The organism is Pseudomonas shahriarae, assembly GCF_014268455.2.
Taxonomy (GTDB): Bacteria; Pseudomonadota; Gammaproteobacteria; order Pseudomonadales; family Pseudomonadaceae; genus Aquipseudomonas; species Aquipseudomonas shahriarae.
Map to the genome: position 1 here is coordinate 2,118,893 of NZ_CP077085.1, position 21,100 is coordinate 2,139,992.

The window sequence follows — 21,100 nt, forward strand, 5'->3', positions numbered from 1 at the left end:
TGCGCCCTCAAAATCAGCCTTGCCACAGGATTCGCCCATGAACACCGCGCTCGTCGAACTCATCACTAAAATCAGTTCCGGTTGCCTGGGCGACGCCGAGATCGTGCGGATCGCCGATGAGGCCAGCCAGGCCTACGCCGATGCCGATGGGTTCCTGGCGGCCAACCCTGATATCAACTACGACGACACCTTCCCCATCCCGCTGGGCGAGTGGATTGTGGTCGGCAGCCTGCCGGAAACGGTGCTGTTCCAGGCCGACACCTACCAGGATCTGTTCGCCCAGATCGTTGCTTCCTTTGGTCCCGACGTTGCGTTCAACCTCAAGCCCAAGCAGTTGGCCAAGACCGAGGCGCTGACGGCCCTTAATCGCATCCAGATCCAGCTCGGCGCCATGAACCCGGAAAACGGCGGCTACACCCTGATGAATTTCAGCCAGTTGCTCGATGACGAAATCCAGGCCGTGCTGGTCTATGGCAATGACGTGCCGCGGGTGCTGGAATTGTGTGCCGAAGTCGGGATCAAGGGCGAACCGTCCCTGGAAGCCCTGCGCATTGCCGTCCACGTCTGAAATAAAACGGAACCCTGGCCAGGGCTGGCTATCCTAAACAGGCAAGCCCTCACTTAGGAGCGACACCATGGGTTCCACATTTAATGGTCTGATCGGGTTGATCATCCTGGCACTGGATATCTGGGCGATCATCAACGTGTTCAAAAGCGGCGCCAGCACCGGGGCCAAAGTGTTGTGGATCCTGTTGATCCTGCTGTTGCCGGTATTGGGCCTGATTATCTGGGCCATCGCCGGGCCACGGGGCAACGTGCGGCTCTGATCCTCTGCGGGCACAAGCATGTAAATAATGTGGGAGCGCGCTTACCCGCGACAGCGGTGTATCAGTACCAGATTGATTGGCTGACACACCGCTGTCGCGAGCAAGCTCGCTCCCACATTTGTCTGCGGCGTGTCCTGTAGATTTTTGTGTCCATCTATTCGCTGCACAAAATTTTCACACTTCATCCAAGACAATTCCCCCGCTTTATTTTCCTGCCTCGGTCAGTCTGTGCCGACAGGAGCGCTGCGCGATGAGTAATCGATAGCGTTGACGACGTTGATCGGGCAGCATCTGCCCACTGCGTAATACCCTGGACCCCTGTGCCTTTACTGGCCGGGGCAGGACGCCGCTGCATTCTTTCGTCACTTAAACCTCCAATGGGTCCTCAAACAACATGGCAAACCCGGACGCCCTGAATCAGCAGCGAGCTTCTACTCGTCTGCTGCAACCGACCGTCAAGTCCCACCTGGCCTACACGCTGCTTTGCGCCCTGGTCATGATGGTGATGCTCTCCCTGCTGCGCCTGGGACTGTTGGTGTACAACAGCGACATGATGCTCGACACCCCGGCCTCGACCTTCCTTGAAGCGTTCGTCAATGGCCTGCGCCTGGACTTGCGCCTGGTGGTGTACCTGAGCATCCCGCTGATCCTGGCCCTGTTCAGCGTGCGCGCCATGGCCGCCCGTGGGTTCTTCCGGTTGTGGCTGACCGTGGTCTCCAGCAGCGCGCTGTTCCTTGGCCTGATGGAGATGGACTTCTACCGCGAGTTCCACCAGCGCCTTAACGGCCTGGTCTTCCAGTACGTCAAGGAAGACCCGAAAACCGTGATGAGCATGCTCTGGTACGGTTTCCCGGTGGTGCGCTACCTGCTGGGCTGGGCCGTCGGTACCTTTATCCTGAGCATCGCCTTCAAGGGCGCCGACCGTGCGACGCGCCCCCGTGGCCCGTTCAGCGGTGGCACCGTCGGCACCCGCCAGGTCGCGCCGTGGTACAGCCGCATCGCGGTGTTCGTGGTGTGCCTGCTGATTGCCGTGGTCGCCGCGCGTGGCACCCTGCGCCAGGGTCCGCCACTGCGTTGGGGTGACGTGTACACCACCGACTCGAACTTCGCCAACCACCTGGGCCTCAACGGTACGTTGTCGCTGATCGGTGCAGCCAAGGCGCGCTTCTCCGAGCATCGCGAGAACGTCTGGAAAGCCACCCTGGAGCAGCCGCTGGCGACCCAGACCGTGCGTGACATGCTGGTGCTGCCTGACGAAAAACTGGTGGATACCGACACCGCCGCCGTGCGCCGTGACTTCACGCCGCCGGCCGAGAAGACCCTGCCGATCAAGAACGTCGTGGTGATCCTGATGGAAAGCTTCGCCGGTCACTCGGTGGGCGCCCTGGGCAGTGGCGGCAAAATCACGCCGTACTTCGACGAGTTGACCAAGGAAGGCCTGCTGTTCGACCGTTTCTTCTCCAATGGCACCCATACCCACCAGGGCATGTTCGCCACCATGGCCTGCTTCCCGAACCTGCCAGGCTTCGAATACCTGATGCAGACCCCGGAAGGCAGCCACAAGCTGTCGGGCTTGCCGCAGTTGCTCAGCGCCCGTGATTTTGACGACGTGTATGTCTACAACGGCGACTTCGCCTGGGACAACCAGTCGGGCTTCTTCAGCAACCAGGGCATGACCAACTTCATTGGCCGCAAGGATTTCGTCGACCCGGTGTTCTCCGATCCGACCTGGGGCGTGTCCGACCAGGACATGTTCGACCGGGGCCTGCAGGAGCTGAAGGCGCGCGAAGGCGGCAAGCCGTTCTATGCCCTGCTGCAAACCCTGTCCAACCACACGCCGTATGCCTTGCCGACGCCGTTGCCGGTCGCGCCGGTGACTGATCGTGGCCGTCTCAACGAGCATTTGACGGCCATGCGCTACTCCGACTGGGCCCTGGGCCAGTTCTTCGAGAAGGCCCGTAAGGAGCCGTACTTCAAGGACACCCTGTTTGTGATCGTCGGCGACCATGGTTTCGGTAACGAGCAACAGATCACCGAAATGGACCTGGGGCGCTTCAACGTGCCGCTGCTGTTGATCGCACCGGGCGTGCAGGACAAGTTCGGCGTGCGTGACCACACCGTGGGAACGCAGATCGACATCGTGCCGACCATCATGGGCCGCCTGGGCGGTGAAACCCGCCACCAGTGCTGGGGCCGCGACCTGCTCAACTTGCCGGAAGGCGACAAGGGCTTTGGCGTGATCAAGCCCTCGGGCAGCGACCAGACCGTGGCGTTGCTCACTGCCGACCGTGTGTTGGTACTGCCCAAGGAAATGCCACCGAAACTGTGGCAATACGAACTGGGCGCCAACCCGACCGGCAAGGTGATTCCCGAGTCGGCGGATGAGGCGCAACTCAAGCAGAAACTTGAGTCGTTCCTGCAAACCGCGACCAAGAGCCTGCTGGATAACACCGCAGGCGTGGTAGACGGCAAGCCGGACTAATCGCCCGGCAATAAAAAAGAGGCCTTCTTCAAGGCCTCTTTTTTTTGCATCTTTTTTAACGCTGGGGGGTTATATCTTGCCCAGCAACAACAGAATCAACAGCACCACCAGCACCGTACCGAGAATACCCGACGGCCCATAACCCCAGTTACGCGAGTGCGGGAATACCGGCAGGCCGCCGACCAGCAGGAGGATCAGAACAATGATAAGAATGAGGCTCATAGTTTGTTTTCCTTATTCGTCTTCTGAAAAGACCTGATTGTTAATTGTCAGAGCCGCACCTTTAAAACGGCCGCCTTAATCAATCCGACTCCTGCACTTTGCAGAAAATTCCCTGTTTTTTTAATCCGATTTGGCCGCTGGCTTATTTCGTTTTTAATTGTTGTGTTGTTGCGCACTTAGTTTAAATAGATTGAACTTACCCCATGCCCCGGCATCCGACCGGGCCTTTGGTTTGCCCCGGGCATTCAGCAACTTGATGGTGCATGGGGCGGTGAATAACCTTCGCTACACTGGCGCGTACTTCTTCCCTGAATCACAAGGCTACTTCCTATGCAAAATCGCATGATGATCACCGGCGCCGGATCCGGCCTGGGTCGCGAAATCGCTCTGCGCTGGGCCCGCGAGGGCTGGCAGCTGGCCTTGTCGGATGTCAGCGAGCCGGGCTTGCAGGAAACCCTCGCGCGGGTGCGCCAGGCCGGTGGCGACGGGTTTATCCAGCGCTGTGACGTGCGTGACTACAGCCAGCTCACCGCCTTTGCCCAGGCCTGCGAGGTCAAGCTGGGCGGCATCGACGTGATCGTCAACAACGCCGGGGTCGCCTCCGGTGGGTTCTTCAGCGAGCTGTCCCTGGAGGATTGGGACTGGCAGATCGCAATCAACCTGATGGGGGTGGTCAAGGGCTGCAAGGCCTTCCTGCCGCTGCTGGAAAAGAGCAAGGGCCGGATCATCAACATCGCCTCCATGGCGGCCCTGATGCAAGGCCCGGCCATGAGTAACTACAACGTGGCCAAGGCCGGTGTGGTGGCGCTTTCGGAAAGCCTGCTGGTGGAGCTCAAGCAGCAGGAAGTCGGGGTGCACGTGGTGTGCCCGTCGTTCTTCCAGACCAACCTGCTGGACTCGTTCCGCGGCCCCACCCCGGCGATGAAGGCCCAGGTCGGCAAACTGCTGGAAAGCTCGCCGATCAGTGCGGCAGACATTGCCGATTACATCTACCAGCGGGTGGCCGCCGGTGAGTTCATGATCCTGCCCCACGAACAGGGACGCATGGCCTGGGCGCTGAAACAGAAAAACCCGCAATTGCTGTATGACGAGATGACCAGCATGTCGGAAAAAATGCGCGCCAAGGCTCAGTCGGTCAAAGGCTGAGGGATATAAACAATACGTTTATATTTTTGCGGTCCTACTGGGCTGTTTGATATTCGTCTGTCAGTAAATCCAACCCTGGGTTGTAGGGAGGATCTGTTTATCTGGCAGGTCATTGATGGCTCGTAGGGGAGGGCGCATGGTCGCGGTCCGGTAACTTTCCAAAGGACACACGCCATGCTGGTACTTAGCCGCGCGGTAGGCGAAATCATTTCCATCGGCGATCACATCACCCTGCGGATCCTGGAGGTCAACAGCCTCCAGGTGAAACTCGGTGTGCAAGCGCCCGCAGGGGTCAATGTGCACCGGGCGGAGGTCTACGAAAAGATCCGCCGCCTGCAGGGGCAGGCGGTGGCGGTGCCCAACCCTTAGTCGAACAGGTGCTTGGGCACGTCGTGCTTGAGCATCAACTGGCACTGCTCGCTTTCAGGGTCGAAAACAATCAGCGCCTGACCCTTGGTCAACGCCTGGCGCACGCGCAGTACGCGGGTTTCCAGGGGCGTGTCGTCGCCGTTGTCGGTGCCGTCGCGGGTCACGAAGTCTTCAATGAGGCGGGTCAGGGTGTCGACTTCAAGTGCATCGTAGGGAATCAGCATACAAGCCTCAAATGGTGGATCCCGGCGATCCTACTGTGCCGGGATCATAGTTGCCAGCCTCAGGATTTCTGCCCGATCAGGCTGTCCACCGAGGGCACGCGGGTGTCACTCTCCATTTGCGTTTCGTGTTCCAGTTGATGACTGAAGCGGTCCAGGGAACCCTGGGCCGGTTGCGCATCGCTGGCAAATACCGGCGGGCTGAGGATGTAGGCGCCCAGCAGGCGGCTCAAGGCCGCCAGGCTGTCGATATGGGTGCGCTCGTAACCATGGGTCGCATCGCAGCCAAAGGCCAGCAACGCGGTGCGGATATCGTGGCCGGCGGTGACCGCCGAGTGCGCGTCGCTGAAGTAGTAGCGAAACAGGTCACGGCGTACTGGCAGGTCGTTTTCCGCCGCCAGGTGCAGCAGGTGCCGGGACAGGTGATAGTCGTAAGGGCCGCCGGAATCCTGCATCGCCACGCTCACCGCATGTTCGCTGGAGTGCTGGCCGGGGGCGACCGGGGCAATGTCGATGCCGACGAACTCGCTGACATCCCAGGGTAGGGCCGCCGCCGCGCCGCTGCCGGTTTCTTCAGTGATAGTGAACAGCGGATGACAGTCGATCAGCAACGGTTCGCCGCTGTCGACGATGGCCTTGAGCGCCGCCAGCAAGGCTGCGACCCCGGCTTTGTCGTCCAGGTGGCGGGCGCTGATATGGCCGCTTTCGGTGAATTCCGGCAGCGGGTCGAACGCCACGAAGTCACCGACGCTGATCCCCAGGGAGTCGCAATCGGCGCGGGTGGCGCAGTAGGCGTCCAGGCGCAGTTCGATATGGTCCCAACTGATCGGCATTTCATCCACGGCGGTGTTGAAGGCATGCCCGGAGGCCATCAGCGGCAGCACGCTGCCACGGATCACGCCATTGTCGGTGAACAGGCTGACGCGGCTGCCTTCGGCAAAGCGGCTGGACCAGCAACCCACCGGGGCCAGGGTCAGGCGGCCATTGTCCTTGATCGCCCGTACGGCGGCGCCAATGGTGTCCAGGTGCGCGGAGACGGCACGGTCCGGGCTGTTTTTCTGGCCCTTGAGGGTGGCGCGGATCGTACCGCGCCGGGTCATTTCAAACGGGATGCCCAGTTCTTCCAGGCGTTCGGCGACGTAGCGCACGATGGTGTCGGTAAACCCGGTAGGGCTGGGGATGGCGAGCATTTCCAGCAGCACTTTTTGCAGGTAGTTGAGATCCGGTTCGGGGATGGCTCGGGTCATGGAAACTCCTGATGAGTTGAGGGCATCGATGGTTTCGATGAGGGGCTTGGGGATTTGTTGGCCGGGCTGGCCTCATCGCAGGCAAGCCAGCTCACACAGCAACCTGTGGGAGCGGGCTTGCCCGCGATGAGGCCCGTCCAGTCAGCTCATGTCTCAAGCCGTGGTTTGACTGTGGGGGAACAACAAATCCACAAACCGTTCTGCCGTGGGCTGTGGTTCATGGTTGGCCAGGCCGGCCCGTTCATTGGCTTCGATAAATACGTACTCCGGCTGGTCAGCGGCCGGCACCATCAAGTCCAGGCCGACCACCGGAATATCCAGGGCACGCGCCGCACGCACGGCAGCATCCGCCAGCGTCGGGTGCAGAATCGCCGTGACATCTTCCAGGCAGCCCCCAGTGTGCAGGTTGGCAGTGCGCCGTACCGCCAGCACTTCACCCGAAGGCAGGATGCTGTCGTAGTCATATCCTGCCGCCTTCAGGGTGCGCAGGGTTTCGTCATCCATCGGGATCTTGCTCTCGCCGTCTGTGGCCGCCTGGCGGCGCCGGCTCTGCACTTCGATCAAGGCGCCGACGCTGTGCTTGCCATCGCCGATCACCTGCGCCGGGCGTCGGATCGCGGCAGCTACTACTTCAAAACCAATCACCAGGATGCGCAGGTCCAGGCCCTCGTGGAAACTCTCCAGCAAAACCCGAGAGTCGAACTGGCGCGCCGCTTCGATGGCGCCTTGCACTTCTTCGATGGTCTGCAAGTCCACGGCCACGCCCTGGCCCTGTTCTCCGTCCAGCGGCTTGACCACGATGCGCTGGTGTTCGTCGAGAAACTCCAGGTTGTCGTCGGCGCTGGCTGCCAGTTGTTGCGCTGGCAATTTCAAGCCGGCGGCGCTCAAGACCTTGTGGGTCAGGCTCTTGTCCTGGCACAGGCTCATGCTGATCGCACTGGTCAGGTCGCTCAATGACTCCCGGCAGCGCACCCGGCGCCCGCCATGGCTGAGGGTGAACAGCCCGGCTGCGGCATCGTCCACCTGCACATCAATACCGCGCCGGTGCGCCTCTTCGACAATGATTCGTGCATAGGGATTGAACCCCGCCTGCGGCCCCGGCCCAAGGAACAGCGGCTGGTTGATACCGTTCTTGCGCTTGATGGCAAAGGTGGTGAGGGCGCGAAAACCGAGCTTGGCGTACAGGCTCTTGGCCTGGCGATTGTCGTGCAGCACCGACAGGTCGAGGTAACTCAGGCCCCGGCTCATAAAGTGCTCGATCAGGTGGCGCACCAGCACTTCGCCGACGCCGGGCCGCGAGCATTGCGGGTCGACGGCCAGGCACCAGAGGCTGCTGCCGTGTTCCGGGTCATGGAAGGCTTTATGGTGATTGAGGCCCATGACGCTGCCGATTATCGCGCCGCTGTCTTCATCCTCGGCCAGCCAGTACACCGGGCCGCCTTGATGGCGCGGGGTCAACAGGTTGGCATCCACCGGCAACATGCCGCGCCCCTGGTACAGGCGATTGACTGCCTGCCAGTCGGCTTCGCTCTGTACCCGGCGAATGCGAAAGCCACGGAACACCCGGGTCGCCGGCCGGTAGTCGGTGAACCACAGGCGCAAGGTATCGGAGGGGTCGAGGAACAACTGTTGCGGATCAATCCCGAGGATCTGCTGGGGCGCGGCCACATACAGGGCGATATCCCGTTCCCCGGGCTGCTCGTTGAGCAGCTCCAGGGCCAGGCTCGCCGGGTCGGGGAAGGTATGGCCAATCAATAAGCGGCCCCATCCGCAATGCACGGCGATGGGCTGGGCGCTGGGTTCGCTGCCGTCTTCGGCCAGGCGCGCTTGCAGGCGCTCGTAGGACGGTGCCTGGCCGCGCAGCAGGCGTTGGCTGTAGGCCGTGGCGTGAGGTTTCATCAATCAGATTCCTTGTTCGCTGAGCCACAGGTTCAGCGCCGCCAATTGCCACAGCTTGGAGCCGCGCAGCGGGGTCAATTGCCCTTGGGGGTCAGTGAGCAGACGGTCGAGCATCGCCGGGTTGAACAGACCACGATCCTGGCTCGGGTCCAGCAACAGGTCACGCACCCAGTGCAGGGTGTCGCCCTGCAAATGCTTGAGGCCGGGCACCGGGAAGTAGCCTTTCTTACGGTCGATCACCGCACTGGGGATCACCCGGCGCGCGGCTTCCTTGAGCACTTGCTTGCCACCGTCCGGCAGCTTGAATTGGCCCGGCACCCGCGCCGACAACTCCACCAGGCGGTAGTCGAGAAACGGCGTGCGCGCTTCCAGGCCCCAGGCCATGGTCATGTTATCCACACGCTTGACCGGGTCGTCCACCAGCATCACCGTGCTGTCCAGGCGCAGGGCCTTATCCACAGCCGCCTCGGCGCCGGGCTGGGCGAAATGCTCGCGCACAAAGTCGCCGGCGGCGTCATTGGCGGTCAGCCATTGCGGGGCGACGGTGGCCGCGTAGTCGTCGTAGCTGCGGTCGAAGAAGGCCTCGCGATAGGCCGCATACGGGTCACTGGCGCCGTCCACTTGCGGGTACCAGTGGTAACCGGCGAACAGCTCATCGGCGCCCTGGCCGCTTTGCACCACCTTGCAATGCTTGGCCACTTCCCGCGACAGCAAATAGAAGGCAATGCAGTCATGGCTGACCATTGGCTCGCTCATGGCGCGGAACGCGGCCGGCAGTTGCTCGATGATTTCGCTTTCGGCGATACGCAGTTGGTGGTGCCGCGTGCCGTAGTGCTTGGCGATCAGGTCGGAGTACTGGAACTCATCGCCACGCTCGCCGCCGGCATCTTCGAAGCCGATGGAGAAGGTCGACAGATCCTGTACGCCGACTTCGCGCAACAGGCCCACCAGCATGCTCGAATCCACACCGCCCGACAGCAGCACGCCGACATCCACCGCCGCGCGTTGGCGAATCGCCACGGCTTGGCGGGTGCTGTCGAGCACGCGGTCGGTCCAGTCTTCCAGAGTCAGGTGTTTTTCATCGTCATGGGGGCCGTAGGGCAGGGTCCACCAGGTTTTCTGCTCGGTCTTGCCGTTGGCCTCAATCCGCATCCAGGTGGCCGGCGGCAGCTTTTCGATGCCCGCCAGCAAGGTGCGCGGTGCCGGCACCACGGCGTGGAAATTCAGGTAGTGATTGAGCGCCACCGGGTCGAGGATCGGGTTGATATCGCCGCCCTTGAGCAACGCCGGCAACGCCGAGGCAAAGCGCAAGCGCTGGCCGGTGCGCGACAGGTACAACGGCTTGACGCCCAGGCGGTCGCGGGCGATGAACAGGCGCTGGCTGTCGCGCTCCCAGATGGCAAAGGCAAACATGCCGTTGAGCTTGGGCAGCAAGGCTTCGCCCCAGGCGTGGTAGCCCTTGAGCAGCACTTCGGTGTCGCCGCCGGAATAGAAGGCGTAGCCCAGGGCTTCAAGCTCGGTGCGCAGTTCCGGGAAGTTGTAGATCGCGCCGTTGAACGCCAGGGACAGGCCCAGTTGGGCGTCGACCATCGGCTGGGCCGAGCCGTCCGACAGGTCCATGATTTTCAGGCGACGATGGCCCAGGGCAATCGGCCCTTGGGCATGGAAGCCCCACGCGTCAGGTCCGCGTGGTGCCAGGTGATGGGTGATTCGCTCCACCGCTGCCAGGTCGGCAGGTTGATGATCGAAACGCAGTTCTCCAGCTAATCCGCACATAAAGTCCTTACCGGTTTTTCCGTTGGGGAGGGGGTAAAAGGCACGCGCCAAAACGGCGGGTACCCAAGGACTGACCCGAGGCTATACCTGGAGTTTTAGATCAATAAGTTATATGGCAAACGGCCGCTCCCCCGCGCACGCCGTTCTGCGGCCCGTGGGGCGCGGGGCAAAGTGGAGGTAATTAGGTCTGGCTCGGATGCAAATAGTGGCGCGTTTCCAAGGGCAACCCCCCAGCTATTTGAACCCTTCTGCGGTGCAGGGGAGCTTATGGTGATGCGTCATGTTCAACGCGATTAAGGACCGTTGCGAATGACGCAAACAGCAAAGCTGAGCCAGGCTGTGCAGCCTGTGACCTCGGACGAATTGATGAAGGCGCTGCTGGACAGCACCGGCGACCTGGATAAAGCGCAGGTCTTGCATGAAACGTTGCCCGCCTGGCTGGTCAAGGCCGATCCCCAGGCACTCCAGGCCATTGAGCAGGCGTATGCCGACAGCGAGCGGCCCAAGGCAAACCTGCAACGGCTGCTGAGCCGTCTGACCCCTCTGGACGCGTTCTGTACCGAACGCCTCACGGCGTTTCTGGCCGCCAAAGGCCACACTCAGCTGGATATCGAGAACGACTCGCTGGAGCTCCCCAGGCGTACCTTCAGGGGAGTCAATCCGGACCTGGGCGGCATGCTGGTGCAGACCGTTACCCTGGAGAAACACAGCCTGCTGCAAGCGGCGATGCAGAATTTTTCCCAGGCCGGGGCCGAACCGGGAGGCATACCGATCAATGCCGTGGTCCGCGTTGGGGCAAAGCGCAGGGTTGCGCAAGATATCAGCGCCCAGACATTTATCGGCTACTGCCGCGAGCTGAATCTGGGGGAGGCCTATCAAACCCATGTGCGCGAGGTGTTCAACCTGACGGACCCGGACGGCGGTTATAGCCCGGCGGTGAGGACGATGGGTCAGTCCCGGTGCATGGATATGCTGATCGACCTGCAGATAGCCTATGCCAAAGGCGATATTGATCAACCGACCCGTGAGCTGTTGCTGGGCCTGGTCAAGGCGGACATGCCCGCCAGCAGCACCCGGCAGCTGTGGTTCAACAACCAACCGCTGACCTGGCAAGGCTTGAACATCGACGGGGCGTGCCTGTGGGGCGTGCTGGTGTTTTCCGGCGCCTCCCCCGATGGGTTTTCCAACGGCCCGATCGTGGTGTACATGCCCAATGAGCCCGTGCGGCCGTGGTACCGCTACGTGTCCCTGGAGCAGTTCAAGCTTTACCTCAGCCTCAAGCTCCACGTGAGTCGTTATCGACACTTCTTCATGGGCTACCTGGACGAGTCCGAGCGTTTCGGTTTTTTTCAGCGGTTTGAGCAGTACAACCTCCTGGTGCGCGTAGAACCGCTACCTGTAACGGATAATTTTTCGACGTTCTTTTTTAATGCCGGTGTCGGCAAAATCCAGATTGATGCCCGTGTGCTCGCCGTTCCCAATGCCCAGGCCGATGACGACGCACGCCGCCAGCGCACCCAGGATTACCTGGATGCGGGCTTGACGGTACTCAACGTCGCCGCGTTTGTGGTGCCGGTACTGGGCCAGTTGATGACGGGCGTGGCGGTCGGGCAACTGCTTGGGGAAGTGTTCGAAGGGGTGGATGACTGGGTACACCAGGACAAACTCGGTGCCCTTCGGCACCTGACGAACATTGCTGAGAACCTCGCGGCCATGGCGTTGTTCGCGGCGGGTGCAAAAGTGGCCGGCCGGCTCTGGAGAACCACGCCGCCGGCTTCGGGGTTTTACGAACGGTTCGAGGCGGTGCGCATGCCGGATAGAACCACGCGCTTGTGGCGCAGCCGCACCGAGCCGTACCGCCACACCGTTTCGCTCGAAGGGACGGTTGCCAGTCCCCGTGGGGTCTACCAGGCTCACGGCCAGTCCTACGTCAATGTCGACGGTTCGACCTACTCGGTTGTCTTTGACTCCGGTACCGGCCGCTGGCGGGCCCGACATCCGCAGCGTGATTCAGCGTATCGACCGCCCCTGGTCCACAACTACCAGGGCGGTTGGCAGTTCTCGTTCGAACAACCGCAAGAATGGCAGAACCCGGACTATGTCCTGGGCCGACTGGACCCCAGCCTCGGTACCCTTCCAGCCGGGCATCTGCGGGATATCGCCGCCATCACTGACGCGACCTTGCCCCGCCTGCAGCAAATAGCCAGGCAAAACCTGCCATTGCCGGAGCGCTTGCGCGAACGTGCGCTGCGCTTCAGGCAGAATCAGGAGGTTCGCGACCTGATCTGGCAGATGGAGCATCAGGCACCGCTCGACGCGGCGACCACGCGTGTGCAGATGCTGGCCCTGCCGCTGATGGAAGGCTGGCCCCAGGGGCGGTTTTTCGAACTGCTGGACGAGCAGGGGTACCTGCTGGAGCGTCATCCCGACACCGCGCCTTTCGACTACGAAGACCTGAGCATCCACATCACCACGGGGCATCTGAAACACGGGCAAGTCCTGTCCAGCCTACTGGAGGCCCTCGACCCCGAGGAGACCGCGCGCCTGCTCGGCGGCACCTTCCCTCCAGAAGAGGCGCAAGAGGTGCTGGCGCGGCGGCTGACCGCTTCACTCAAGGACAATCACCAGGCGGTTTACGAAAGGCTGCGTGCCGATGTCGACTTTCCCGACCAGACCGATCACGGCGTGCTCAAGCATCGCTATCCGCAACTGCCCATTCGGCTTGCCTGGGAAATCATGACCCAGGCCTCCACGGCCGAGCGTTGGCGGCTGCGCGATACCGGGCGGGTGCCTTTGCGGATCGCCCAATGGGTGCGGGAGACCTTGGAAATACTTAACGAAGACGATGCCCTGAGCGGTCTGTACCTGCCGGAACTGGCCACCGACGCCACTCGGCGTATAGCGCTGGGGTTACTGCCGCGGGTTCCGGGCTGGCCCGAAGATGTGTTGATGCAAATACGCCAGGAGAGCTTGGACGGCAGTGTCATGGGGCAGGTGGGCAACGCATCTGCCGCCACCACTCGCACGCTGGTCCAGTCGAACCTGGGGTGGCGCGCCTACAACGGACAAGGTGCGCCGCTGGGGCCGATGGCCGAGGGCCCGGAGGGGTTCTATGAGGCGTTGCTTAACAGTTTGCCCCCCGCTGAGCTCGACCAGCTGCAGTTGCCCGCGAGCGGCAGGGCCAGCCATTTGCGCAATAGCCTGATTGGCAAGGCCCAGGATGAGCGGCGCCGGATTAGCCGTTATCTATGGCCGGAACGGCCGGTGCCCGAAGATCCGCCTGTGTCGTGCGTGCAAGCAATGCCCGTGGAGCCGCCGCGACAACCCGCCGGCCTGGTGCGCAAGGTCCGCAAGCTCTACCCCTTGTTTGATGAGCGGCGCATAGCGACCTTTTTGCAGGACTTGGGTCACGATCCGCTGTCCCGGGCCAAAGCCGTGCGTGCTCTTGAGCAGCAATATGAAGCACTGCATCGAACGCTCAAGGTGTGGGCCAGGGAGGGGGGCGGGCAGGGGCGCTCGGACGTTGCCCTGCGGGACTACCGCCTGGCCCGTCACCAGGCCGTCCAGCTCATCGAGCGCAGTTGGCAATATGCCTCGCTGATCCCGGATGAGTCCCATCGGCAAGTCCCGAATCTTTCCCTCGATGGCATGGTGATCGGGGCATTGCCGACCTTGCCGCCCGAAGTCAAGTTCGAGCATGTTCGCCAGTTGTCGTTAAGGAACATGGGGCTCAACGATGATGTTGGTTACTTCCTCAAGCATTTCAAAGGCTTGAATACTCTGGAGTTGACGGACAACCAGGTGACACGACTGCCGGAAGTGCTGCAGCAGATGAAGCACCTTCGTCGGCTGTACCTGGCCAATAACCAACTGCAACTGACGGAATATACGCGGACCAAACTCGGTGACCTGCGAGGGTTGACGGTATTGGACCTGAGCAACAACCCCCTGGTAGACCCGCCGCTGGTCAGCAACATGTTTGAGTTGCGTCACCTAGTCTTGCGCAATTGCCGGCTTCAGCGCTTGCCCTCCGGCTTTATGCGTCTGCCTTATCTGGAGCACCTGGACCTGCGGGAAAATGATCTCGCCACCTTGCCGCAGTGGTTGTTCGAGGTGCCACGCCAGCACGCTGAAATCATCAACCTGCGCCATAACCCGCTGGACTCCCCCAGCCGCCTGCTGTTGCAGAACTACCGGGACACCCTTGGCGTGGGCATGGGCTTTATGGAGGACGATATCGCCCGGCTCAATGAGCAGACCGCCCGGGACTTATGGTTGGGGGATGAGCGCATGGCGCGCTACGCCGAGCGGGTCGAGACCTGGACCGGACTCAAGGATGAGCTGGGCTCCGACGCTCTGTTCAAGCTGCTGGCCGGCCTGGGCAGTGTCGCAGATACCTCCCACGTGCAGGAGGACATGGGCCGCCGGGTCTGGCGCGTGCTGGACGCCGCGGCGATGGATGCCCGGCTGCGCGAAGAGATCTTTGAACGGGCGGCCACGCCCCTGAACTGTGATGATGCTGCTGCAGTGAGTTTCAGTAACCTGGAAGTGCTGGTTGAAATCCACCAGGCTTCGCAGCGGGTGGTGGGCGGTCAGGTCACGGCCAAGCCGCTCTTGAGGCTGGCCAAGGGGTTGTTTCGCCTCGACCGACTGGAGCATATGGCCCGCAGCCATAGCGCCGAGCACCCGATGCTGGATCCGCTGGAGGTCAGCCTGGCTTATCGCACCGGGTTGGCCGGGCGCTTTCATCTGCCCGGGCAACCCCGCCATATGCGCTATGCCAGTCTCGGTGGGGTGACCGAGCATATGCTGACGCTCGCTGAAATGCAGTTGAAGATGGCTGAGCTTTCTCCGCAGTTGTTGAAGTATGTGGTGAAGCTGCCGTTTTGGAGCAGTTATCTGCGGCGCATCCATAGCGGTTCATTCGACACCCTGAACCGGCCCTTCGGTGAGCGCGTCGAGGCGGTGTGGGCGCAGCGAGAGACGCTGGCTGACGCCGACTACCGGAGTCAGATGAGCCAGATACAGGATGAGCAGGAAAAGGCGGAGCTCGCCGAGCTTGAACGCCTGACCCATGAGGCGTTGAAACTCGACGACCTGGGCACCTGCGAGCTAACGCCGGCCGTTTGAGGGAGTGCTCACTGAGGTTTTTTCGTCACGTTGCTGCGAATTAACGCGCGTAGGGCGAAGCGACTCGGATGACAGGCCTCGGCGACACTGCGGGGCAGGGGCAGCGGTTCGTTGTCCAGCCACGCGGCCAACAGTTCGGCGCACAGGGGGGCGGTGATCAGGCCCCGTGAGCCGTGGCCGCTGTTGACGTACAGGCCGTCCAGCCATGGGCAGGCGATGTCCGGCGTATGCCGGGCGTCCTTGCGCAGGGCGTCATAGGCCTGGGCAAACGCCTGGGGATCGACCAGCGGCCCGACAATCGGCAGATAGTCCGGGCTGGTGCAACGAAACGCGGCGCGCCCCTCCAGGGTGTGTGGGGGCAGGCTGTCGGCGCGCAGGCGCTGGGCCAGGTCCGGGGAAATCTCCTGCAGCAGCGCCAGGTTACCGGCATGCTCGGCAGCGGTCGGCGCCAGGTCATCACTCTTGAAATCAAAGCTGGCGCCCAGGGTGTGTTCGCCCAGGCGGACCGGCGCGACATAGCCTTCGGCACAGACCACCGTGGCCAGCGCCTGGCTGTCGGCGGTCTGCGGCAACCGGGTGATTTGCCCGCGAATACGTTTAAGGGGCAGCTCGGCACTGGCGGCAAAACGCTTGACCTCGGCCGCCCCGGCCAGCACCACCACGGGGGCGCTGGCCAGCAACCTGTCACCGTCCCAGGCCTGCCATTGCTCGTCTACCTTGCGCAGTTCCAGGGCTTCATGCAGCACGTGCACGGTGATGCCCGGCTGGCGTGCCTGCCACTGGCAGAGGGCGGGCGGATGCACCCAGCCACCCTCGGGGAAAAACAGCCCGCCATACGCCAGGCCGACCCCGGCTCGGGCCTGGGCCTGATCCCTGTCCAGCAGGTGCAGCAAGTCCGGAGCAAATGCCTGGGCCAATTGGGCCTGGCGTTCGGCCTCCTTGGCGTTGAACGCCAGTTGCAGCACGCCACAAGCGTCCCAATCCACCCCTCGTTGCAGGTGTTCCAGCAGGCGCCGGGTATGCCCGAAGCCGCTGACAATCATCTGCGACAAGGCGGTGCCGTGGGCTGACAGCTTGAGGTAGAGCACCCCTTGCGGATTACCCGAGGCCTCCTGGGCCAGGCCTTCATGGCGTTCCAGCAGGCTCACCTGCCAGCCCCGTGCGGCCAGGCTCGCAGCACTGGTACAGCCGGCCATGCCGCCGCCGATCACCAGGGCGCGGCGCTCTCCCTTGAGGGCCGTCGGCCTGGCGAACCAGGGCTTGATCGGGGCCGGTAGCGGCGCGTCGGCCGGCCAACCGAGAAACTCGCCGCGCAGGATTTCCCACTTGTGACCGATGCCCGGTGTGCGCTTCATCTTGAACCCGGCGCTGTTGAGCAGGCGTCGCACCCAGCCGGTGCTGGTAAAGGTGCTGATGGTCGAGCCCGGGGCCGCCAGCCGTGCCAGCTCGGCGAACAGTTCGGCGGTCCACATGTCGGGGTTTTTCGCCGGGGCAAAACCGTCGAGAAACCAGGCGTCGATCTGCGCATCCAGTTGCGGCAGTTGCTCCAGGGCATCGCCGATCAGCAGGGTCAGCGTCACGCGCCCGTTCGCCAGGATCAGGCGCTGGAAGCCCTGATGAATGGCGACGTACTGCGCCAGCAATTGGTCAGCCAATGGCTTGAGCGCTGGCCAGAGGGCGAGGGCGCGTTGCAGGTCGGCGTGGCGCAGCGGGTACTTTTCCACGCTGACAAAATGCAGGCGCGCGCCCGGTACCGCGTGCTCCTCAAACAGCTGCCAGGCACACAGGAAGTTCAGCCCGGTGCCAAACCCCGTTTCCCCGATTACCAGGCGCCCGCCCACGGGCAGCGCGGCAAACCGCTCCTGCAGGCGGTTCTGCTCGAGGAACACGTAGCGGGTTTCATCCAGGCCCGACTTGTCGGAGAAATACACGTCGTCGAACACCCGCGAGCGTGGGCGTCCCTGGTCGTCCCAGTCGAGCTGGGCATTGGGCTGTACGGGGTTCATGGGCAACTCGGCAAAGACAAGGCGGCCATTCTAGTCGATCACGGGGGGCAGGGTTGAACCGGGTGTTAGCCGGCTACTTCATACATGGAAAAACTCCCGGCGATAGCCCCCGATTCGATCAACAATCAGCGTTAATCCGGCGGGTTGGCGCAGGGTATCGTTAGGCGTTCAACCCTAGGCAATAAGGGACATTGCTGATGTCGGTACAGGACGATTTAACCCACACATTCACGCAGCTGCCGGGGCAGCCCAAGTTTGCGCAGTATGTCTCGTTTGCCAATGTGACCCGTGAGGGGCTGGACGCCGCGCATTCCCAGGTGCGCACGGCAGAGTTGTCGCCGGCACTCTTGCGTTTCCTGACGCAGTTGTCGTTCTGGCAAGCTCACCTCAAGCAGCAATTTCCCGCGACATTCCTCGCGGCGACGCAACCCTTCGATGCGCGCCAGCAACAACTTTTCGAGAGCAGCCAGAGCCTCACCGACGGGGAATACCTCGCGCAGATGGAAGCCCTGCGCGCGCCGCGCCGGCAAGCCGTCGACGAGGTGGTGGAGCGATTGACCGAGGAAGTAATGAAGCACCATGACTTGGATATTTGTTACGTGCCCGAGGTCTGAGCCGCAGCCCGGTCAATTGATCCACGGCAAGTGGCGTGGAATTGCTTGCCCGCCGTGCTGCCCAATCCGCTAGTCTTGATCCATCTTGGAAGGGAGTCGCCCATGTTTGAATCCGCCGAAATTGGTCACGCCGTCGATAAGGACACTTACGACGCTGAAGTCCCGGCCTTGCGTGAGGCCTTGCTGGAAGCGCAGTTCGAGTTGCACCAGCAGGGACGCTTCCCGGTGATCGTGCTGATCAATGGCATCGAAGGCGCCGGCAAGGGCGAAACCGTCAAGCTGCTCAATGAATGGATGGATCCGCGCCTGATCGAGGTGCGCACCTTCGACCAGCAGACCGACGAAGAACTGGCCCGCCCGCCGGCCTGGCGCTACTGGCGACAACTGCCGGCCAAGGGGCGCATGGGCGTGTTCTTCGGCAACTGGTACAGCCAGATGCTGCAGGCGCGGGTCCATGGCCAGATCAAGGATGCACGCCTGGACCAGGCCATTGCCGGGGCCGAGCGCCTGGAGCAGATGCTGTGCGATGAAGGGGCGCTGATCTTCAAGTTCTGGTTCCACCTCTCCAAGAAACAAATGAAGGCGCGGCTCAAGGCCCTGCAGGACGACCCACTGCACAGCTGGCGTATCAGCCCGCTGGACTGGCAGCAGTCCGAGACCTACGACAAGTTCGTGCATTTTGGTGAGCGCGTGCTGCGCCGCACCAGCCGTGACTATGCACCCTGGCATGTGATCGAAGGCGTGGATGCCAACTACCGCGGGCTGACCGTGGCCAGGATCCTTCTGGAGGGCCTGCAAAATGCCCTGAAGCTGTCCAAGGCCAGGGCCAGCGGCATCCATCCGGCGCCCTTGCCATCCTCGGTGGACCAGATGAGCCTGCTGGACAGCCTGGACATGACCCAGCGCCTGGAAAAGGACGACTACGAAGAGCAACTGATTACCGAACAGGCGCGGCTCTCGGGCCTGATGCGCGATAAACGCATGCGCAAACACGCGCTGGTCACGGTTTTTGAAGGTAACGACGCGGCGGGCAAGGGCGGGGCGATCCGCCGCGTGGCGGCGGCACTGGACCCGCGCCAGTACCGCATCGTGCCGATTGCCGCGCCCACCGAAGACGAGCGCGCCCAGCCGTACTTGTGGCGGTTCTGGCGGCAGATCCCGGCGCGGGGCATGTTTACCGTGTTTGACCGCTCCTGGTATGGCCGGGTGTTGGTGGAGCGGGTCGAAGGTTTTTGCACCACGGCCGACTGGATGCGCGCCTACGCCGAGATCAATGATTTCGAGGAGCAATTGCGCGACGCCGGGGTGATCGTGGTCAAGTTCTGGCTGGCGATTGATAAACAGACCCAGCTCGAGCGTTTTCAGGCCCGGGAAGAGATCCCGTTCAAACGCTTCAAAATCACCGAAGACGACTGGCGCAACCGCGACAAGTGGGATGTCTACCGGGCCGCGGTGGGCGACATGGTGGACCGCACCAGCACCGAGATCGCGCCCTGGACCCTGGTGGAGGCCAACGACAAGCGCTGGGCACGGGTCAAGGTGCTGCGCACCATCAACCTGGCGCTGGAAGAGGCGTTCGCCAAGTCCGACAAGCACGACAAAAAGAAGAAGCACAAATAGCGCCATGCTTTTGCATACGCCAGGTGAATGATCGTCGCGATCGCCAGGCCCTGGATCTATCCTCGATCTGTCTCCCAATAACGACAAGATCGAGGTAGCCCATGCGTGAAGTAGTGATCGTCGACAGCGTGCGAACCGGCCTGGCCAAGTCCTTTCGCGGCAAGTTCAACCAGACCCGCCCTGATGACATGGCCGCGCATTGCGTCAACGCCTTGCTGGCACGCAGTGGCATCGACCCGGCCAGTGTCGAGGATTGCATTGTCGGCGCCGGCTCCAACGAAGGCGCCCAGGGCTACAACATCGGCCGCAACGTGGCAGTGCTGTCGCGCCTGGGCACCGGCACCGCCGGCATGACCCTCAACCGTTTCTGTTCATCGGGGCTGCAGGCGATTGCCATCGCGGCCAACCAGATCGCCTCGGGGTGCAGCGACATCATTGTCGCCGGTGGTGTCGAGTCCATCAGCCTGACCATGAAGAGCGTGAATACCGACAACCTGATCAACCCATTGCTCAAGGAGCAGGTGCCGGGCATCTACTTCCCCATGGGCCAGACCGCCGAAATAGTTGCCCGCCGCTATAACGTCAGCCGCGAAGAGCAGGACCTGTACGCCCTGCAAAGCCAGCAGCGCACCGCCCAGGCCCAGGCCGACGGGCTGTTCGACGATGAAATCGTGGCCATGGCGGTCAAGTACAAGGTCGAGGACAAGCACTCCGGCGAGGTGCAGATCCTCGACGGCGTGGTCGATCGCGACGACTGCAACCGCCCGGACACCACCCTGGCCAGCCTGAGTGGGCTCAAGCCGGTGTTTGCCGAGGATGGTTCGGTGACGGCAGGTAACTCATCGCAACTGTCCGACGGCGCGTCGATGACCCTGGTGATGAGCCTGGAAAAAGCCCTGGAACTGGGGCTCAAGCCCAAGGCGTTTTTCCGTGGCTTTACCGTGGCCGGCTGCGAGCCGGACGAGATGGGCATCGGCCCGGTGTTCTCGGTGCCCAAATTGCTCAAGGCCCGTGGCCTGCAAGTGGCGGACATCGACCTGTGGGAGCTCAACGAGGCGTTCGCGTCCCAGTGCCTGTATGCGCGCAATCGTCTGGAGATCGACAATGCCAGGTACAACGTCAACGGCGGTTCGATCTCCATTGGCCATCCGTTCGGCATGACCGGGTCACGGCAGGTCGGGCACCTGGTGCGGGAGCTGCAACGGCGCAATTTGCGTTATGGCATCGTCACCATGTGCGTGGGCGGCGGGATGGGGGCAACCGGGCTGTTTGAAGCTGTGCGCTGATCTGGCCCTGGGGGCCCAATTATTAAATGCAGCTTCGTGCTCTGGCTCTGCTGTTGTTGCTCTGCTTTTGATCTGGCTTTTGATCTTGATCTTAGGCGCCCCGTTAAACCACGATGGCCGCAGGCAGGCATTGCGCAGTGGGCACCCCGGCATGGATGCCGGGGTAGCCGCGACACGGCCATGGATGGCCGATCGCGGCGGGCCCACGGAGCAATGCCTGACTGCGGGCATGCCGAGCCTAGGCGAGGCACCGAG

At 62.4% G+C, this 21,100-nt stretch carries 15 protein-coding genes; 9 read left to right on the top strand and 6 right to left on the bottom strand.

Annotated elements, in window-relative coordinates:
• The first annotated feature begins 37 nt into the window (after nucleotides 1–37).
• The 3 genes from HU773_RS09725 (at nucleotide 38) to HU773_RS09735 (ending at nucleotide 3,309) form a co-directional block, all read left to right on the top strand.
• Nucleotides 38–568 (top strand): hypothetical protein, encoded by a 531-nt coding sequence (locus HU773_RS09725; protein ID WP_057440752.1) that lies wholly within the window; start codon nucleotides 38–40, stop codon nucleotides 566–568.
• A gap of 67 nt (nucleotides 569–635) precedes the next feature.
• On the top strand, nucleotides 636–827 hold the full coding sequence (locus HU773_RS09730; protein ID WP_015885097.1) for a PLDc N-terminal domain-containing protein: 192 nt from the start codon (nucleotides 636–638) through the stop codon (nucleotides 825–827).
• A gap of 394 nt (nucleotides 828–1,221) precedes the next feature.
• On the top strand, nucleotides 1,222–3,309 hold the full coding sequence (locus HU773_RS09735) for an LTA synthase family protein (RefSeq protein ID WP_120732321.1): 2,088 nt from the start codon (nucleotides 1,222–1,224) through the stop codon (nucleotides 3,307–3,309).
• Between the two features lie 69 nt (nucleotides 3,310–3,378).
• Here HU773_RS09735 and HU773_RS09740 read toward each other — a convergent pair whose 3' ends face one another.
• Complete coding sequence (locus HU773_RS09740) at nucleotides 3,379–3,531, bottom strand: DUF3309 family protein (protein ID WP_032863216.1); 153 nt, start codon at nucleotides 3,529–3,531, stop codon at nucleotides 3,379–3,381.
• Between the two features lie 330 nt (nucleotides 3,532–3,861).
• Between HU773_RS09740 and HU773_RS09745 the strand changes: the two genes are divergently transcribed.
• Together HU773_RS09745 and csrA are read left to right on the top strand one after the other, a co-directional pair.
• Nucleotides 3,862–4,677, top strand: coding sequence for an SDR family oxidoreductase (locus tag HU773_RS09745; RefSeq protein WP_057440755.1), 816 nt, complete (start codon nucleotides 3,862–3,864; stop codon nucleotides 4,675–4,677).
• Nucleotides 4,678–4,851: 174 nt separating this feature from the next.
• Complete coding sequence (gene csrA, locus HU773_RS09750) at nucleotides 4,852–5,046, top strand: carbon storage regulator CsrA (RefSeq protein WP_057440758.1); 195 nt, start codon at nucleotides 4,852–4,854, stop codon at nucleotides 5,044–5,046.
• On the opposite strand, the gene HU773_RS09755 is transcribed toward csrA, so the two are convergent.
• The 4 genes from HU773_RS09755 to HU773_RS09770 form a co-directional block, all read right to left on the bottom strand.
• A complete protein-coding gene (locus HU773_RS09755) occupies nucleotides 5,043–5,270 on the bottom strand; it encodes a YheU family protein (RefSeq protein WP_003192759.1) in 228 nt (75 codons plus the stop codon). The genes csrA and HU773_RS09755 overlap by 4 nt on opposite strands.
• Before the next feature lie 59 nt (nucleotides 5,271–5,329).
• A complete protein-coding gene (locus HU773_RS09760) occupies nucleotides 5,330–6,514 on the bottom strand; it encodes an osmoprotectant NAGGN system M42 family peptidase (protein WP_120732323.1) in 1,185 nt (394 codons plus the stop codon).
• Nucleotides 6,515–6,667: 153 nt separating this feature from the next.
• Entirely contained in the window at nucleotides 6,668–8,413 is a 1,746-nt protein-coding gene (gene ngg / locus HU773_RS09765) for an N-acetylglutaminylglutamine synthetase (protein WP_169989367.1), read from the bottom strand.
• Nucleotides 8,414–8,416: 3 nt separating this feature from the next.
• Entirely contained in the window at nucleotides 8,417–10,189 is a 1,773-nt protein-coding gene (locus tag HU773_RS09770) for an N-acetylglutaminylglutamine amidotransferase (protein WP_057958882.1), read from the bottom strand.
• A 309-nt stretch (nucleotides 10,190–10,498) separates the two neighbouring features.
• On the opposite strand from HU773_RS09770, the gene HU773_RS09775 reads away from it, so the two are divergent.
• Nucleotides 10,499–15,319, top strand: a complete 4,821-nt coding sequence (locus HU773_RS09775) for an NEL-type E3 ubiquitin ligase domain-containing protein (protein ID WP_186626159.1) — start codon at nucleotides 10,499–10,501, stop codon at nucleotides 15,317–15,319.
• 8 nt (nucleotides 15,320–15,327) lie between these two features.
• Here the strand turns inward: HU773_RS09775 and mnmC are convergent, their stop codons facing one another.
• The gene (gene mnmC / locus HU773_RS09780) at nucleotides 15,328–17,325 is read right to left on the bottom strand and encodes a bifunctional tRNA (5-methylaminomethyl-2-thiouridine)(34)-methyltransferase MnmC2/FAD-dependent 5-carboxymethylaminomethyl-2-thiouridine(34) oxidoreductase MnmC1 (protein WP_057958884.1); all 1,998 of its coding nucleotides are present in this window, start codon (nucleotides 17,323–17,325) and stop codon (nucleotides 15,328–15,330) included.
• A gap of 197 nt (nucleotides 17,326–17,522) precedes the next feature.
• Between mnmC and HU773_RS09785 the strand changes: the two genes are divergently transcribed.
• The 3 genes from HU773_RS09785 to HU773_RS09795 all read left to right on the top strand — a co-directional run bounded on the left by HU773_RS09785 (nucleotide 17,523) and on the right by HU773_RS09795 (nucleotide 20,845).
• The gene (locus HU773_RS09785; protein ID WP_057958885.1) at nucleotides 17,523–17,939 is read left to right on the top strand and encodes an NEL-type E3 ubiquitin ligase domain-containing protein; all 417 of its coding nucleotides are present in this window, start codon (nucleotides 17,523–17,525) and stop codon (nucleotides 17,937–17,939) included.
• A 102-nt stretch (nucleotides 17,940–18,041) separates the two neighbouring features.
• Entirely contained in the window at nucleotides 18,042–19,559 is a 1,518-nt protein-coding gene (gene pap / locus HU773_RS09790) for a polyphosphate:AMP phosphotransferase (RefSeq protein WP_057958886.1), read from the top strand.
• 101 nt (nucleotides 19,560–19,660) lie between these two features.
• Nucleotides 19,661–20,845 carry a thiolase family protein gene (locus HU773_RS09795; protein WP_115127818.1) on the top strand — a complete coding sequence of 395 codons (1,185 nt, stop codon included), beginning with the start codon at nucleotides 19,661–19,663 and terminating at the stop codon, nucleotides 20,843–20,845.
• The last annotated feature ends 255 nt before the right edge of the window (nucleotides 20,846–21,100 follow it).